We start from the raw sequence: 16846 nt of genomic DNA, 5'->3' as shown, positions 1-16846 counted from the left end.
GCGCCACGGCCGTCGCGTGCGAGGCCGGTCGGCGGCCCGTCGGCGGTCGGTGGGCGGTCGGTGGGCGGTCCGGCCGCGGTCCGGCCGGATGTCGCCGCGCCCCGGGCGGCTGCCAGCGGGGGCCGCGCCCAGCGTCTAGTCTGGTCCCCGACATGAAGCAGCAGGAGTACGCGACCGGCGCCGCACGGACGGCCGGTGGCACGTCGGACGGACGCACGGGCGGGGCGGGGCGCAGCACCACCGACGCCGTCGTCGCCGTACGCGAACCCGTGTCCGGCGGTGCGGCCGGAGCTGACGTCCCGCAGGAACTCTCGCCCGACCCGGGGCTGCTCCGGCTCGCGCGCTGGTTCGCCGAGGCCGACCCCGGCACCGCCGACGACCTCTGCGCCGCCTCCTTCGGCCTCTACCCGGCCCGTCACTTCGGCGCCCCCACCGAGCCGTCCGCCGCCGAGGTCAGCTGGTGGCACGGCCCCACCGCGCACACCCCCGCCACGGCGCGCGCCCGCGAACCGCGCACCGGCCCGGGCCTGCGCCGCGCCCGTCGGGACGCCGCCGCGCTGCCCGTCGTCCTCTCGGGCGCCAAGTCCGGCACGCCCGGGCGCCACCGCAGGCCCGAACGCTCCCGGGGCGCGGCCACCGTCGTCCCGCAGGACCGGTCCGCCGCCACCACCGCCGCCGAACGCCGGATCGCCGCCCGGCTGCTCCTCGCCCACCCGCTGGTCACCGCCTCCGGGCCGCACGCCGACGGCTTCCCGCTGATTCGCCGTCACCGCGACTGGCTCGCCGAGCGCTTCGACACCCTGCTCGGCTACCCCCTGGTGGTCGGCCCCTGGCACGCCCGTCTGCACAAGGCCGGCCCCGGCCCCGGCGCCGTCCGCCGCCTCGAACACCCCGTCACCGGCGCCCCGTTCACCCCCGGCGGCTACGCCCGGCTCGCCCTGGCCCTTGCCCTGCTCGTCGACGCGCCCGAACGGCTCCCGCTCGGCCGCCTGCTGGCCGCGATGCGGGCCGCCGAGCCCGGTCCGGCCGCCGGGGGCGGTGACCTCCCCGACCTCGCCATGGCGCTCGCCGTGCTCGCCGACTGGCAGGTGCTCGCCGATGTCCCGGCCGGCCTCGGCGACCTCGGCGACCTCGGCGGGGCGTCCGGCGTTCTGACGGTCGACCGGGAGCTCGCCCGCGCCGTCCCGGTCGGCCCGCCCGCGCTCGCCGACGACGCCGCCGACCTCATTCGCCGTGCCGCCGAGGCCGAACCCGGTACCGCCGTCCGCCGCCGCCTCGCCGAGACCCCGGCCGTCCTGGCCGCCGACCTGCCCGAGGACCAGCGCGCCTGGCTGCGCGACCACCGGCACTCCGGTCCCGCCGCGCTCGCCGACTTCCTCGGCCTGGAGGCGGAGCAGCGGGCCGAGGGCGTCGCCCTCCTCGACCCGGCGGAGGAGCTCACCGACCTCGCCCTGTCCGGCGCCGGGACGGCCGCCCAGGCGGCCCTGCTGCTGGTCGAGCGCCTGGTCGAGGAGGTCCGCCCGCTGCCCGGCGAGACCACCGGCGCCGACGTGCCCGTCCCGGACGCGCTGATAGACGGCGTGCTCGGCGACATCGCCGACGAGTACGGCCTCCCGGCCGGCTGGCGCCGCGACTACCTGGCCGACCGCACCGCCCTGCGCCGCGACGCCCTCGACCTGCTCCACCGGATGGGCCTGATCACCACCCGCCCCGCGGGCTGGCTCCTGCGCGCCCCCGCCGCCCGCTACGCCCCGGCCCCCGACCTCCTCCCCGCCCCCGGCACCGGCCGCCACTCCCGCCCCACCTCCGACCTCACCATCCCCGCCCCCACCACCCCCCGCGCCGGCCAACTCGCCTGAGTCCGGCGTGGCCTCCCCGGCCTCCCTCCGCCCCGTTTGAGGCCGGACGGCCGGCGTTGCCGTCCCCGCGTTCAGCTGTCCCGGCGCTGGTCAGCTTGCCTGGCCCATCTGCGCCCACATGGCGGCGGATGCGCGGCCGTGCTTCCGCTGCGCCCAGTGAGAGCCGGTCAGCCCGCATGACGGGGGGCCGGCACCCTCAGGGCGTCGTCCTCCGTCTCCACGTGCCCTGGCGCTTCTCGGCGCGCTCGAGGTCGGCCGGCCGACCTTGCAACGCCTGCTTCCCCCTGCCCCGCGTCGGTCGGCTCTGCCCGGCCTGCCATGCCCGCTCGGCTGTGGATGCGTCGCCGTTGCATCCACCGCGCTCCCGTCCTCATGGCCTCCCCGGGAGCCGGTCAGCCTCCGCGTGGCGGCCGGCACGCTCCGGGCGTCATCGTCTCCGCCTTCCCCGGGCCGGTCATCGTGTCCGGCTCGTCCGGCGCCCGGCGGATGCGCGGCCGTCCCTTCGTTCGCCGTGCCCTGCGCGCGAGCCGGTCAACCGAGTGGCGGGGGCGGGCGGGGCTGGGGTGGGAGGGCCGGGACCGGGGACGCGGCCGTGGGCTCCGGCCGCGCCCCCGGGTTCGCCGGCGTGCTTGGCGTGGGTTGCTTCCGTGCGCCGGCTGGGGCGCGGGCGTGGTCGTGGTTCCGGCCGCGCGCCGAGCTCCGCGCCCCCCTGATGACGGCGGTCCCCTCACCGGGAAGGATGTTCGGCGTCATGTCCGTCGAGTTCGCCGGCCCCGCCGTGCCGGTGACCGGACAGCCTCGTGTCCTGCCCCGCGAGGAGAAGGCCGGAGCAAGGCGTTCGGCGTCATGGCGCGCCCCAGGCGGCCGCTCCGGGCTACTTCCGCACGGTGGCCGTGGCGGTGGCGATGGTGTCGTGCTGGACGGTTTCGACGGTGGCGCCGACGCCCAGGGTGCCGAGGGCGACGGAGGCGAGGACGGCGGCGCAGGCCAGGAAGCGGCGGTGGCGCTGGGGCAGGGGGAAGCGCGGTTCCTGGAGGGTCGCCTGGACATTGGCGTTCATGACAGCGAAGGTTCCACGCCGGTGTGAACGATCGCTACGTGCGGGTGAAGTCCGGATGGGAGGTGGGCGTCGGCTTGGGCGACATATGCAACGCCGCAGGTCACAACCCCCGAAGACGGTCGTCGAGGCCGTCCCCGGAGGGCGGACGTTCACTCGGTCGGGGGACGCCGGTTGCCCTTTCGGACATCGGCCAGGGCCTCGCCGACCGCGACCCGGACGGCGTCCCGCAGGCCGTGGGCGGGGTGGAAGCGGGACGGGCCGGCGGCCGGGTCGGAGCGCAGTTCCTTCACCAGGGCGAGGCAGAGCAGCAGCATCACCGCGACGAACGGCAGCGCGACCAGGATGGTGGCGTTCTGCAGCGCGGTGAGCCCGCCGGCCAGCAGCAGGGCGGCCGCGACGCCGCCCATCAGCACGCCCCAGACCACCACCAGCCAGGTGCGCGGGTGCAGCGAGCCGCGGCTGGAGAGCGAGCCGAGGACGAGCGAGGCGGAGTCGGCGCTGGTGATGAAGAAGGTCATCACCAGCAGCACCGCGACCACGCTGGTCACCGTGCCGCCCGGGAGTGCGCGCAGCATCTCGAACAGCGAGGCCTCGGCGCCCCGGGGGATGGTGGCGACGAGGTCGGCGGCGCCGGTGGAGTCCAGCCGGATCGCGGTGCCGCCCATCACGCAGAACCAGATGACGGTGGCCCCGCTGGGCACCAGCAGCACGCCGATCAGGAACTGCCGCACGGTGCGGCCGCGCGAGATCCGGGCGATGAAGGTGCCGACGAACGGCGCCCAGGAGAGCCACCAGGCCCAGTAGAAGATGGTCCAGGTGCCGAGCCAGTCCTCGTCGGTGAAGGCGCCGGTCTGGGTGGACATCACGGTCAGGTTGGAGAGGTAGCCGCCGACCGTCGAGGGGATGGTGTCCAGCACGAAGACGGTCGGGCCGACGAGGAAGACGAAGACCATGATCAGCGAGGCGAGCACGACGTTGGCGGTGGACAGCCACTTGACGCCCCGGTGCACGCCGGAGAAGGCGGAGAGCACGAAGGCGGCGGTCAGCGCGCCGATGATCACCAGCTGGGTGCGCTCGCCGTTGCCGATGTCGGAGACGTAGCCGAGGCCGTCGGCGACCTGGAGGGCGCCGAGGCCGAGGCTGGTGGCGGAGCCGAAGACGGTCGCGAACACCGCGAGCAGGTCGATCGCCCGGCCCTTCCAGCCGTTGGCGCCGCGCTCGCCGATGAGCGGGACGAACGCGGCGGAGATCCGGTTGCCCCGGCCCTTGCGGAAGGTGGTGTAGGCGAGCGCGAGGCCGCCGACGGCGTAGATCGCCCAGGGGTGCAGGGTCCAGTGGAAGAGCGAGAACTCGAGGGCCTGCCGGGCGGCGGCCGCGGACTCGGGTTCGATGCCGGAGCCGGGCTGCGGGGCGGCGAACAGCTGGAGCGGTTCGCCGACGCCGTAGAACATCAGGCCGATGCCCATGCCGGCGCTGAACATCATGGCGACCCAGGCGGTGGTGGAGAACTCCGGCTCGTCGTCGTCGCGGCCGAGCCGGATCCGGCCGAAACGGCTGAAGGCGAGCACCACGGTGAGGACCAGGAAGACGTCGGCGGCGGCGACGAACAGCCAGCCGAAGTTGTGCAGGACCCAGCCGAGGGCGGTGCTGGAGGTCCGGCCGAGGGAGTCCTCGGCGAAGACGCCCCAGGCGACGACCCCGAGCACCGCGACGGCGCCGACCCCGAACACCACCCGGTCGAGGGGGAGGGTGGCGGCGGGTTCGTCCGGCGGCTCGGGCGGCTGACTGGTCATGGGGTACCTCTCGCGACGTACTGGCGAGCCGGCGGCATGCGCCGACGACATGATCGAAATCGGGATGCATGTCGTACTATGTCCAGTTCTCGCCGGGAGAGGCGGCAGGGCACGCCGGGAAGGCGCGACCTGAACGGGCGTCAGGCGCCGGGCATCACGCGGCCAGGTACGGGCGGGCCGGCGGCACGGCGGCGTCCAGGTAGCCGGCCAGGGCGTCGCGGCTGCGGCTCAGCTCGTCGATGCGCGCGTCCAGCTCGGCCAGTTCACCGCGGAGGGTGTCGAGCAGGTCGGGGCAGGCCAGCAGGGCGGGGATCGGCCCGGTGGCGCAGGGGAGGATCTGCGCGATCACCCGGGTGGACAGGCCCGCCGAGAGCAGGCTGCGGATCTGGCGGACCCGGACGGTGTCGCCCTCGCCGTACTCGCGGTAGCCGGCGGCCGTGCGGGCGGGTTCGAGCAGGCCCTGCTCCTCGTAGTACCGCAGCAGGCGGGTGGACACCCCGGTCAGGCGGGCGAGTTCTCCGATGCGCATGATCGGACGAACGACTCCGTCCGGCGGGGTGTTCCCGTCCCGGCGGCCGTCCCGTCGCCCGTCCCGGCGGCCGTCCCGGCGCCCGTCCCGTCGGCCGTTCCGGGCCGTGAACGGGTGCCGTCCGGGGCGCTAGGCGGCGGCCGGCTCGGCGGCGGTGTCCGTCAGGAAGCCCACCACCAGGTCCCGCAGTTCGGGCAGCCGCTCCACCATCGGCAGATGGCCGGAGGCCAGCTCGGCCAGCCGGGCGCCGGGGATGCCCCGGGCCAGGGCGCGGTGCTGCTCCGGGGCGACCAGGCCGTCCTCGGTGGTGGAGACGACCAGGGTCGGCACGCCGACGCCGGCCAGTTCGGCGCGCACGTCGGCGCGGCCGGCGAGCTCGAACTGCCAGCGGAAGCCCGCCGGGACCGGTGTGGCGGCCAGGGCGGCGCGCCACGCGGCGAACCGCTCGGCGGGCAGCGCGTCCACCCAGGTGCGGCCGAAGGCGGTGGCCAGGGACTGGTCGGCCCACAGCGCGGGGTGCTCGGTGAGGGCGATGGTCTGGTCGGCGAGCAGCCGCAGCCGCTGTGAGCCGCCGGCGACCCCGGCGAGCAGCAGCAGCGAGCGGACCCGGCCGGGGTGGCGGGTGGCGATCCGGACGGCGACGGCGGCGCCGAGCGAGTAGCCGGCGAGGTCGAAGCCAGCGAGCCCGGCCTCGTCGGCGGCGGCCACCAGGCGGTCGGCCAGTTCGTCGAGCGAGTGCGGCGTGCCGGGCTCGTCGGGGCTGTCGCCGGAGCCGGGGTAGTCGGGGGCGACGACGGTGCGGTGGGCGGCGAGGTCGTCGAGCAGCGGGCCCCAGTTGTCGTGGGCGCTGCCGCCCGCGCCGTGGGCGAGCAGCAGGCCGGGGCCGGTGCCGCGGACGGTGCGGGCGAGCGGGGCGGCGGGGGCGGGGTGCGTGGTCATGGCGGTGCTCCTGTCCGGGGGGTCCGGGGATGGGGGAGGGCGGTCGGCCCGCTCCGAACGGTAGGAGTTCACACCGGTGTCAGGGTCAAGCCCCGGTTCGCCTGACGCGGCGTCCGCGGCGGCCCTATGATCCGACCGTGACCGGGGGACCGCGCGCCGTGATACCCGCCGGGCGGCCCGTGGCCGCCCCCGGCGCCGTGGGCGCGCCCGTCCTGTCCCGCCGCGGCCGTTGTCGCCGCTGTCAGCGCTGTCGCTGAGGCCCCTCGCCGTCGTCCGCCCGCGGCTGTTCCCGCGCCACGGCCACGGCCACGAGCACGTCCACGATCATCGCCCCGAGCATCACCACGACCCGAACGGGAGTGTGCCGATGTCTGCCGACATCCCCTCGGAAGCCGCCCACGACCGGCCGAACGGCCGCCGGCGGGGCATCGAACGCCGCGAGCTGCTGCGCCTGCTCGCCGCCGCGGGGGCCGTCGCCGCCCCGGCCGCGGGCGCGCTGACCGGCGCGCGGAGCGCGGCCGCGGCGCCCGCCGCCACCGTGCCCGCCCCAGCCGCCCCCGCCGCCGCCGCCACCCCCGCCCCCGCCGCCGTCCCGCCGACCGCCGGGCCGGTGCCCGGGATCGTCAAACCGCTGCCCGCCGAGTGGTTCGTCCCGCGCGGGACCAACGCCGAGATGCGGTTCGACGCGCTGCGCGGCGGCGCGGACGGCCGACCGGTGGGGCGGCTCGTCCCGGTGGAGCGGTTCTTCGTCCGCAACCACACCAGCACCCCGCTGATCGACGCCGGCACCTGGCGGCTGAGGCTCTTCGGCACCGGCCTGCGCGGCGCCCCGACCGCCGAGCGGCCGGTCGAGTTCTCGCTCGCGGACCTGCGGGCCCTGCCCGCCCACACGACCACGGCGCTGATCGAGTGCGCCGGCAACGGCCGCAGCTTCTTCACCTCCCAGCAGCACCAGAGCGTGCCCGGCACCCCGTGGACGCTCGGCGGGACCGGATCGGCCCGCTGGCGCGGGGTGCGGCTGGCGGAGGTGCTGCGCCGGGCCGGCCTGACGGCGGACGCGGTGGACGTGATGCCGGCCGGCCTGGACCCGGAGCCGGTCGTCGGCGGGGTCGGCTTGGGCCGGGTCCGCCGTCCGCTGCCGGTCGCCAAGGCGCTCGACGACGTGCTGCTCGCCTACGAGATGAACGGCGAGCCGCTGACCCCCGACCACGGCGCGCCGGTGCGGGTGGTGGTGCCGGGCTGGGTCGGGATCGCCTCGATCAAGTGGGTCGGCACCGTCGAGGTCGCGGACCGGCCGCTGTTCTCGCCCTGGAACACCGACTCCTACCGCCTGTTCGGCCCCGACCACCCGCCCGGCGGCAGCGCGCCGCTCACCGCCCAGGTGGTGAAGAGCGCCTTCGAACTGGCCCGCGACGCCGTCCTCCCGGCCGGCCGCGCGCACCGGCTGCACGGCCGTTCCTGGTCGGGCGCGGCCCCGGTGCGACGGGTCGAGGTGTCGGTCGACGGCGGCCGGCGCTGGCGCCCGGCCGAGTTGCGCGACGAGCCGCGGTTCGGCGACTGGACGCGCTGGAGCTTCGACTGGCGCCCGGAGCGGCCCGGCCCGTACGAGCTGCGGGCGCGGGCGACCGACCGCCGGGGCCGGAGCCAGCCCGAGGTGACGGTGTTCAACCGCGAGGGCTACCTGTTCGACGCGGTGGTGGTCCACCCGGTGACGGCGGTCTGAGCGGGCGCGCCCGCGCGCGCCCGTCCCGCCGTCAGCGCAGGTTGGACGGGACCTCGTACGGGGCCGGGCAGGCGGTCTCGTACGGCGTCAGCACCAGCCGCACCACGTCCTCCAGCCGCCGGCGGGCGTCGCCGAGCGTGGTGCGGCCGGTCACCCAGGCGGTCAGCTCGCCCTGCCAGGCGTGGCCGACGATGTGCCGCACCAGGTCGCTCGCGGCGGCCGGCACCTCGTCGGCCATCACCGCCTGGAGCGCCGTGCTGTCGGCCCGGGCCATGCCCTGGAGGGACTCGCTGGCGAACGGGTCGGTGGAGGCGGCGACGGCGACCCGTAGCCGGGCCAGCTCGGGCTGGCGCTGGTAGGCGCGCATGCCGCCGCGGACGAACCGCACCACCCGGTCGGTGGCGCCCAGGCCGGCGCGCGGTCCGCGCAGCTCCGCCACCAGGTCGGCGAGCAGCAGCCGGTGCCATTCGGCGATCGCCGCGGCCAGCAGGTGGTCCTTGGAGGAGAAGTAGCGGTACGCCGTCCCCAGGGCGACTCCGGACCGCTCGCAGACCTGCTTCATCTGCAGCCGCTCGACGCCGATCTCGTTCACCAGGGCGAGCGCGGCCGCGATCAGACTTCCGCGGCGTTCGAGCTGACGCGGAGACATCGCCTCCACCGGCCGTGGTGACAGGTCAACCTTGGTCACCCGCACCATGATACGGGCCGGGGGCGCTCAGGAATATGACGCCGACCGGCCTCCCGCCGTTCGCCCCCCGGCCACCGGGGGGTGGCGGGGGGCGACGGCGGGTGCCGGAGGCGGGTGCCCGGCCCCGGCCGGGCGCGGTTCAGCGGGGCGCGACCAGGCGTTCGCGGATCAGCGCCTCCTGGACGGCGGAGGCAACCAGCCGGCCCCCGCGGTCGTAGAACTCGCCCAGCGCCAGCCCGCGCCCGTCCGAGGAGGACGGGCTGCGCTGCGCGAACAGCAGCCACTCGTCCGCCCGGAAGGGCCGGTGGAACCACATCGCGTGGTCCAGCGAGGCCATCAGCAGCCGGGGCGCCTCGGTGCGCTGGAAGAAGTTCGGCTGGACGTGCAGCCCGGCCGTCGAGGCGAGCGTGAGGTCGGAGAGGTAGGTGAGCGCGCAGACGTGCAGCAGCGGGTCGTCGGCGGGCAGCGGCGAGCCGGTGCGCAGCCAGACGAACTGCTGCGGCATGCCGGGCACGGCCGGCGGCACACCGGGCGCGTCCGGCGGGACGAACCGCAGCTCCAGGGCGCCGAAGCCACTGTCGGCCAGCGCGGCGCGGGCCGCGTCGTCCCAGAGCGAGAAGGCGTCCGGCAGGTCCTCGGGGCCCGGCAGGCGGGGCACCTCCCGGTGGCGGTCGGCGGCGGGCTCGGGGCGCTTGAAGGAGGCGGAGAGGCTGAAGACGGCCTCGCCCCGCTGGACCGCGGTCACCCGCCGGGTGGCGTAGGAGGTGCCCTGGCGGACCCGGTCGACCCGGTACTCGATGGGGCGGGTCGGGTCGCCCGGCGTCAGGAAGTAGGCGTGCAGCGAGTGCACCGAGCGGTCCGTGCCGATCGTCCGCCCGGCCGCCACCAGCGCCTGCGCGGCGACGTGCCCGCCGAACGCGCGCATCGGCGCACCGGCGTGGCAGTGGCCGCGAAACGTGTTCTCGTCGAGGCGCTCGACCCGCAGCAGCTCGGCGAACGGGCCGACCGTGCCGGTGGCCCGTCTGTCCTGTTCGGTCAGCTCTGTCACAGGCCCATACTGGCAGACCCGGGCCGTGCGCCGGTGTGACCTGGGTAACCCCGACGGGCGAACATTCTTGCTAGAACGTGTTCCATATTTCGAAAGGCCGGGGGGTGCTCGGGCGGTGGTCGGGGCCGACTGTCAGTGCCCTGACCTAACGTGCTCGGCATGTCGCAATCCGCACACGCGTACGCCTATCTGCGCCCCTCCGCCGTCCTCGACGGCGGCGCCGGCCGGCGCCTCGCCCTGGAGACCTCGGGCGGCACCACCCCGCTCGGGGCGGCCGCCCACCCGCGCTTCTTCGCGGGCTTCCTGGCCGAGCCCGCGCCGGCCGCCGCCGCGCTGCTCGCCGTCGCCGACGTCGCCGCCGCCCGCTACTACCAGCCCCAGCTGCGCGCCTCGCTCGACCCGGTGGTCACCGCCAACGGCGACCGGCTCCGCTTCGAGTCCTTCTCCGGCTGCTGCGGCGTCTACGCCCGCCTCGACGTGCTGGCCGCCGGCCTGGACGGCGACGAGATCGGCCACGGCACCACCAACGTCGACGTCAACAACCCGCTGCGCGAGGCGCTCACCCGGATCGGCCCCGCCGAGCCGCTGCACCTCGCCGTCGGCCCGGACGCCCTGGAGGTCACCACCTTCGACGGGCCGGTCGTCGAGAAGAAGGTCCCGCTGCCCGAGCGCTGGCTGCGCGGCTTCGCCGAGACCCAGGTCACCGCCGCCGGCTTCGACCTGCGCGCAGAGCTGCCCGCCGCCGAGGCGGTCCGCTTCCTGCGCTCGCTGCCGCGCGGCGGCGGCCGGGCCGGGGCCCGCGTCGCCCAGTGGGTGGTGCCGGCCGGGCGGACGCTGCGGCCCACCACCCGGCCGGTGCCCGGCGCGGTCTGCCTGCCCGGGCCCGAGCGGCTGGCCGCCCTGCAGCGGGTGCTGCGGCACGCGCGGGCGCTGCGGATCTACGGCCCGCCGGTCACCGGGAGCGGCCTGGCGGCCTCCGCCTGGGAGGTCGAGCTGCCCGGGATGCGGCTGACCCTCACCCTCTCGCCGGACGCCTCCCGGGGCTTCAGCGGCGAGGGCGGGGTGCTCGGCGCGCTCGCCACCGGCACCGCCGAGCAGGACGCCGACCTGGTGTCGGCGCTGCTCGCCTGGGAGCCGCGGATCGAGATCGCCGAGCTCGCCGAGCAGTCCGGGCTCACCCCGGCCCGGGTGCGGGCCGCGCTCACCCGGCTCGGCACCGCCGGGCAGATCGGCTACGACGCCGCCGAGGCCGCGTACTTCCACCGTCAGCTCCCGTACGACGCGGGGCGCGCGGAGGCGGCCAACCCGCGCCTGAGGGCGGCCCGCGCGCTGGTCGCGGCCGGGGCGGTGCGGCTGGAGAAGGGCGGCGCGACGGCCGTCGTCACGGTGGACGACCACGTCCAGCGGGTGCGCACGGACGCGGACGGCGCGGTCGGCTGCACCTGCCTGTGGTGGGCGAAGTACCGGGGCGGGCGCGGGCCGTGCAAGCACGTGCTGGCGGTCGGCATGGTCCGCGAGGCGCGGGCGCAGGGCACGGCGGACGGACCGGCGAAGGAGGCGGCGCGATGAGCACCGGCACGGTGAAGAGCACGAAGGCCGTGAAGGCACGGCCGGCGATGGCGCTGACGGAGGGGGTGAAGGCCGTGCTGGCGGCGGTCCGCGAGGGCGAGACCGGGCGGCTGCCGGGGCTGCTGGCCGCCCTCGGCCCGGCCGAGCGGCGCTGCTGCCTCCTGGAGCTGAAGGAACTGCGCCGCACCACCCGCGGCGACTGGTCCAAGGAGGCCGGCCGGCGGATGTGCGCGCTGCTGGTGGCCGGCGCCGGCTGCCACCTCGGCGCGGCCGGCGCCGCCACCTGGATCGGCGCCCGGGACTTCTCCGGCCGCTCCTGGGCCCGCAACCCCGCCCTCGCCGACGTCGTGGAGGCGCAGCCGGTGGAGTGGCAGATCGAGGTGGCCGGCCGGCTCGCCGCCAAGCGCGGCTCCGGCTGGAGCTGGGACCTCTATCCGCTGATCACGCGGGTGGTGCGCCGCACCGGCTGCGCGGTGCCGACCTCCGACGACTTCGCCGCCGAGTGGCTGCGCTCGGCGGCCGAGGCGGAGAACGGGCCGCACGGCACCGCCGTCACCCTGCTGAAGCGGCTGCGGGCGGACACCTTCACCCCCGTCCTGCTGCCCCGGGTGTTCGAACTCGAGGATGTCGCCTGGCCGCTGAACGCCGTCTACACCACCCGTTCGGGTGACAGCTGGCCGGCGGCGATCGCCGGTCTCGCCGAGTCCGGGGACTTCGACCGCGGCGACCTGGTCGACCTCTGCCTCGGCCGCCTGGTGCGCGGCGGCAAGACCGCCGACCAGCGCGCGTTCCTCACCGTGCTGACCGCGCTCGCCCCCACCCCGCAGGAGTACGCGGCCCGGGTCCGCGACCTGCTGGCGCTGCTCGACGGCCTCCCGGCGGTGGCCGGCCACGCCCAGCAGGTGCTCGCCGGGCTGGACGAGGCCGGGCTCGTCGAGCCGGAGGTGGTCGTCGAGGCCTCGGCGGTGGTGCTGTTCCGCAGCGAGAAGAAGCTGGTGCGCGCCCAGCTCGGCTGGCTGGAGCAGGCCGCGAAGCGCTCGCCCGGGCGGTCAGGACCGGTGGTGCTCGCCGCCGCCGAGGCCTTCGGCCACCCCGACAGCGCCATCCAGGAACGGGCGCTCAACGTGGTCGCCCGCCGCCTCAAGGCCGCCGGCGAGGCCGTCCTGCCGGAGTTGCTGCTCGCCGCCGAGGCGCTCAACCCCGCCCACCACGCCCGGGCCGGCCAGCTGTTCGGGGCGCCCGTGGGCGGCTCGGAGGACGACGACACCGCCTGGGCCGAAGCGCTGCCGCCCGCCCCGGTGCCCGCCCCGCTCGGCGAACCGCTCGCCACCCCGGCGGAGGTCGCCGAGGAACTGGCCGTGCTGCTGGCCGCCGAGCGGCCCGAGGTCGCCGTCTTCGAGCGCGTCCTGGACGGCCTGGTCCGGCACGCCCACCGCGACCGGGCGGCGCTGGTGAAGGCGCTGGAGCCGGTGCTGCGGGCGAACCACTGGCAGGACGGCAACCGCTGGCGGGACTGCGGCCCGGCCGACGCGCTGTACGTCGCCGCGGTGCTCGCCGGGCAGGTCGAGTCGAGCCGGACCGGCTTCCTCCTCCGCCGCAGCCGCAACCCGCTGCGCGGCACCCAGAACACCGAGTACGGCAACGCCTTGGCCGCCCGGATCTCCGAGGCCGCCGAGCGCGCCAAGGCCGATGGCCCGCCGTTCCTGCTCGCCACGCCGACCGACGCCACCGGCGCGATCACCGCGACCGCGCTGGTCGAGCGCCTCGCCGGGTACGAGGCGGCCGGTGCGAGCGCCGGCCCGGTCGACCTCAGCGCCGCGCTGCTGCGGGTCGCGCCGACGGCGGACCCGGTCGTGCTGGCGGCGTCCGGCAGGCTGACCTCGGCCGCCGGGCGGTGGGCGGCCGCCTGGCTGCGCGACGGCGGCCTGCCGGCCCAGGCCTCGGAGCGGGTGTTCTTCGCCCCCGGCGCCGGCAGCGAGCGCAAGCGGCCCTCCTGGGACCGCTGGTGGGAGGACCTCCGGCGGATCGCGGTCACTCAGCGCGGCACCGCCGGCCCGGCCGGGCCGGCGCGCGAGCGGCTCGCCGCCGACTTCCGGACGCTGCTGGAGGGCACCGAGCCCAGCGTGGCCCGGGCCCGGCGGTCGGAGGAGTGGCTCCGGGAGCCCACCGAGCACTGGGCCGCCATCCTTCCGCACCACCGCGAGGAGCTGGCCGCCCGCTGGCTGGACCGGTTCGCCGATTGCGCCGACCGCGAGCGGCGCGGCACCGCCCGGATGCTGGTCGTGCTCGCCGAGGCCGGCGGCCCGGCCGGGCTCGCCCTCCACCTGGCCCTCGCCTACGGCCTGGGCGCCCGCCACCCCGAGGACCGCGCCGCCGCCGTCGACGCCCTGCTCGTGCTCGCCGCCCGCGGCGACCTGGACGGCGCCCTGCTCGGGCGCGAGCTGGGCGAACTGGTGGCGCTCGGCACGGTGAAGCCCACCCGCCTCGCCCAGTCCCTGGCCACCGCCGCGGAGACCGGCGCCCACGCCACCGTCTGGTCCGTGTTGTCCGCCGCCCTCCCGGCCCTCCTCACCGGCGAGCCCCAGCGCGGCACCGCGGACCTCCTCGCCATCGCCGCCGACACCGGCCGCCGCAGCGCCGCCCGCGGCCCGATCCCCGAAGTCACCGCCACCGCCGCCCGCCCCGGCACCAGCCGCCTCCTCAAAGAAGCCCGCACCCTCCGCGACCTCCTCGCCTCCCCCTGACCCCCACCGGCCGCGGTCCCCCCGCCCCCCACGGACGGCGGCCACCGTCCGGGCGGGGCGGGCGCCTCGGCGGCCTCCCACCACACCCGTCCGGCGGCTGGCCGCTCGCCCCTACCGGGAGGCGGCTACCGCCCACTCCGGGCCGCCGAGCCCGCCCCTCGGCGGCTTCCTGCCGGGCTGGCAACAGCCCCGGGCCTCGACGGGGCCGGGCACCACCACCCGCAGCCGGTGTCCGCCGCCGACACCGGCCGACCATCGGCCCGCAGCTTGGCGGCCGCCGCCGGTCCCGGCCGTAGCTGGCGGACCTGACTCCGACCGGCCGACCAGGCGTCACAGCACGCCGTTCCGGCGCTTGCCGGGCCGAGGGCTGCGGAGCGTGTCGCGGGGCGGCAGTGGGCGCCGGTTCGGATGCCCCCCCGGCGAGGTGCTGTTGGGGGCGACGTTCTGTCTTCCGCCCCGGCGCCCCGGTCGCCGGGGCGGGCCGGCGTGCGGGAGTGGTGGTGTTGTGCGGCGTGAGTGCCGTCGGCAGCGGTGGGCGTGTGCTGGGGACCGGGCGCCGCCGGGGTTTGAGAACGGTCGTTCTTGACCGAGCGTTCTTTAACTCGTAGAGTCCTGGCCATGGGAAGACCACGCGCCTTCGACGAGGAACAGGCTGTGCGGGCGGCGGCGGAATTGTTCGCGGTTCGCGGATACGAGGGGACCTCGGTGGACGATCTCGTCACCGGGCTCGGGGTACACCGGGGGAGCCTCTACAAGGTGTTCGGGAGCAAGCGCGGGCTGTATCTCGCCGCGCTGCGCCGGCACCTGGACGAAGAGGTGCTGCCGCTCGCGGCGGTGCTGCGGGAGGCCGAGGGGCTCGGTGCGCTGCTGACGCAGGCGGTGGCCGCGTTCGACGGCGGGCCGGCGGCCGGGCTGCTGCTGTCGGCGGCCGTGGAGCGGGCGGGGAGCGACGCGGAGGTCGGGGCGCTGGTCGGCGAGGGGCTGGCCGCGCTGGACGGCGCGGTCGAGCGGGTCGGCGGCCACGGGGCCGGCGCCGCCGGGGTGCTCGCCGCGACCGTCCTCGGCCTGCGGCTGCGCGCCCGCGCCGGTGCGGGGGGACCCTCCGCCGACGCGGTGCTGGCCTTCGCCGAACGCGTCGCCTGACCCCGGCGCGACCCCCTGCGCAACCCCCGGCCGACCCCGGCCGACCTTCGATCAGCACAGAGCACATTCACCAGTGGGAGGAACAGTTCCATGGCCCGTGTCAGCATCACCGACCAGACCCTCGTCGTCGAGATCAACGGCCTCGACCGGCTCTGGGCGGTCCGCAGCCGGATAGAGATCCCGCTCGGCAACGTCCGGGGCGCGACCGTCGACCCCGGCATCTTCCGGGAGCCCAAGGGGGTCAAGGTCGGCGGCACCCACTTCCCGGGGGTGATCACCGCCGGCACCTTCCGCTCGGGCGGCGAGTGGGTGTTCTGGGACGTGAAGAACCCCGCCAAGGCCGTGGTGATCGAACTCGTCGACGAGCGCTACAGCCGGCTGGTCGTGGAGGTCGACGACCCGCGCGCCACGGTCGACCTGGTCGAGCACGCCAAGCGGTCCGCCTGACCGGCTCAGACCGGCACGCCGTCACCCCCGGCCGCCGCCCGGGACCGCGACCCGTCGGCCGCGGCGGCCGGGCCGTCCGGCACCACCAGCGGCGCGCCGTCCCGGGGCGGCGCGGCGATCGCCCGCCACCAGCGCCGCGGCTCGGGCGGCTCGGCCGGCTCGAAGGGCTTGCCGGGCCGCGGCACCACCAGCCGGGCACCCCGCGCCCGGGCGGCGGCGACCACCCGCTCGGCGGGCTCCTCCCACGGGTGCGGGGCGAGGTTGAAGGTGCACCAGTGGATCGGCAGCAGCACCGCGCCGCGCAGGTCGAGATGGGCCCGCACGCCCTCCTCCGGCGTCATGTGGACGTCGGGCCAGAAGTCGCTGTAGGCGCCGACCTGCATCATCGTCGCGTCGAACGGCCCGAGCCGGCGGCCGATCTCGGCGAAGCCGGCGAAGTAACCGGTGTCCCCGCTGTGGAAGACGGTGCGGCCGCCGCCGGCCACCACCCAGGACGCCCAGAGGAAGAGCGGGCTGGTGCGCGGGCCGCGGCTGCAGTAGTGGCGGGCGGGGGTGGCGGTCAGGGTGAGGCCGGCCACCTCGGCCGACTCCCACCAGTCGAGTTCGACGATCCGGCCGGCCGGCACCCCCCAGTGCTCCAGGTGCGCCCCGACGCCGAGGGGGACGGCGAACACCGCGTCGGTGCCGGTCAGCGCCCGGACGGTGTCCATGTCGAGGTGGTCGTAGTGGTCGTGGGAGACCACGACCACGTCGACCCGGCCGAGTTCGGCGAGCGGCAGCGGCACCGGGTGGAGCCGCTTGGGGCCGGTCCAGGAGAACGGGGAGCAGCGCTCGCCCCAGACGGGGTCGAACAGCACCCGGCGCCCGCCGATCTCGGCGAGCACCGTGGCGTGGCCGAGCCAGGTGAGCCGCAGGCCGGAGGCGGGCGGCGCGGCGAGGTCGGCGGGCAGCAGTCGGTGCAGCGGCACGGCGGCGGCCGGCTCCCGCCGGGCGCGGTCGGCCGCCAGTTGGGCGCGGGCGATCTCCAGCGGGCTGCGCGCGGAGACCAGCCGGCGGGTCGGGACGGGGTTGCGGAAGGCGCCGTCGACGAACTGGGGCGAGCGCCGGATCCGGGCCAGCCGCTCGCCGCGCGGCTCGGCGCCGAAGGCGTCCGTGCGGACCCGGTGCCAGGCCGCCCGGGGCAGTCCGGTCAGCCCGGCCAGGCCGGGGGGCGTGCCGAGGGCGGAGGAGGCGAGGGAGGACAGGCCCGACGGCAGGCCGAGGGCGCGGGAGTACCACGAGGCGGCTGGACGGGGCACGGCACC

At 76.9% G+C, this 16846-nt stretch carries 13 protein-coding genes; 6 read left to right on the top strand and 7 right to left on the bottom strand.

What is annotated here, in order from left to right; translation table 11 throughout:
• Nucleotides 1-152: 152 nt before the first annotated feature.
• Nucleotides 153-1859, top strand: coding sequence for a DUF2398 family protein (locus ABTX81_RS09680; protein WP_350542684.1), 1707 nt, complete (start codon nt 153-155; stop codon nt 1857-1859).
• Nucleotides 1860-2733: 874 nt separating this feature from the next.
• On the opposite strand, the gene ABTX81_RS09675 is transcribed toward ABTX81_RS09680, so the two are convergent.
• From ABTX81_RS09675 to ABTX81_RS09660, 4 genes are all read right to left on the bottom strand, one after another.
• Nucleotides 2734-2919: a hypothetical protein gene (locus ABTX81_RS09675; RefSeq protein WP_350542683.1), complete on the bottom strand. Its 186-nt coding sequence runs from the start codon at nt 2917-2919 to the stop codon at nt 2734-2736.
• A gap of 149 nt (nt 2920-3068) precedes the next feature.
• Nucleotides 3069-4712: a BCCT family transporter gene (locus tag ABTX81_RS09670; RefSeq protein ID WP_350542682.1), complete on the bottom strand. Its 1644-nt coding sequence runs from the start codon at nt 4710-4712 to the stop codon at nt 3069-3071.
• A gap of 154 nt (nt 4713-4866) precedes the next feature.
• On the bottom strand, nt 4867-5241 hold the full coding sequence (locus ABTX81_RS09665; protein WP_350542681.1) for a MerR family transcriptional regulator: 375 nt from the start codon (nt 5239-5241) through the stop codon (nt 4867-4869).
• Between the two features lie 129 nt (nt 5242-5370).
• Nucleotides 5371-6180: an alpha/beta fold hydrolase gene (locus tag ABTX81_RS09660; protein WP_350542680.1), complete on the bottom strand. Its 810-nt coding sequence runs from the start codon at nt 6178-6180 to the stop codon at nt 5371-5373.
• A gap of 367 nt (nt 6181-6547) precedes the next feature.
• Here ABTX81_RS09660 and ABTX81_RS09655 point away from each other — a divergent pair, with 367 nt between their 5' ends.
• Nucleotides 6548-7903, top strand: coding sequence for a sulfite oxidase (locus ABTX81_RS09655; protein WP_350542679.1), 1356 nt, complete (start codon nt 6548-6550; stop codon nt 7901-7903).
• A 31-nt stretch (nt 7904-7934) separates the two neighbouring features.
• On the opposite strand, the gene ABTX81_RS09650 is transcribed toward ABTX81_RS09655, so the two are convergent.
• Entirely contained in the window at nt 7935-8591 is a 657-nt protein-coding gene (locus tag ABTX81_RS09650; RefSeq protein ID WP_350542678.1) for a TetR/AcrR family transcriptional regulator, read from the bottom strand.
• 139 nt (nt 8592-8730) lie between these two features.
• Nucleotides 8731-9639, bottom strand: coding sequence for an acyl-CoA thioesterase (locus tag ABTX81_RS09645; protein WP_350542677.1), 909 nt, complete (start codon nt 9637-9639; stop codon nt 8731-8733).
• Between the two features lie 159 nt (nt 9640-9798).
• Between ABTX81_RS09645 and ABTX81_RS09640 the strand changes: the two genes are divergently transcribed.
• From ABTX81_RS09640 to ABTX81_RS09625, 4 genes are all read left to right on the top strand, one after another.
• Nucleotides 9799-11208 (top strand): winged helix-turn-helix transcriptional regulator, encoded by a 1410-nt coding sequence (locus ABTX81_RS09640; protein ID WP_350542676.1) that lies wholly within the window; start codon nt 9799-9801, stop codon nt 11206-11208.
• The gene (locus ABTX81_RS09635) at nt 11205-13952 is read left to right on the top strand and encodes a DUF7824 domain-containing protein (RefSeq protein ID WP_350542675.1); all 2748 of its coding nucleotides are present in this window, start codon (nt 11205-11207) and stop codon (nt 13950-13952) included. The genes ABTX81_RS09640 and ABTX81_RS09635 overlap by 4 nt, the downstream gene beginning before the upstream one ends.
• 618 nt (nt 13953-14570) lie before the next feature.
• Nucleotides 14571-15095, top strand: coding sequence for a TetR/AcrR family transcriptional regulator (locus ABTX81_RS09630; RefSeq protein WP_350542674.1), 525 nt, complete (start codon nt 14571-14573; stop codon nt 15093-15095).
• 90 nt (nt 15096-15185) lie between these two features.
• The gene (locus tag ABTX81_RS09625; protein ID WP_350542673.1) at nt 15186-15542 is read left to right on the top strand and encodes a hypothetical protein; all 357 of its coding nucleotides are present in this window, start codon (nt 15186-15188) and stop codon (nt 15540-15542) included.
• A 5-nt stretch (nt 15543-15547) separates the two neighbouring features.
• Here the strand turns inward: ABTX81_RS09625 and ABTX81_RS09620 are convergent, their stop codons facing one another.
• Nucleotides 15548-16735, bottom strand: a complete 1188-nt coding sequence (locus ABTX81_RS09620; protein ID WP_350542820.1) for an MBL fold metallo-hydrolase — start codon at nt 16733-16735, stop codon at nt 15548-15550.
• Nucleotides 16736-16846 lie beyond the last annotated feature (111 nt).

Source organism: Kitasatospora sp. NPDC097605, assembly GCF_040302725.1.
In the GTDB taxonomy this organism is placed as follows: Bacteria; Actinomycetota; Actinomycetes; order Streptomycetales; family Streptomycetaceae; genus Kitasatospora.
Note: the sequence above shows the minus strand (reverse complement) of the source record. Positions and strands in the feature narration are given on the sequence as shown.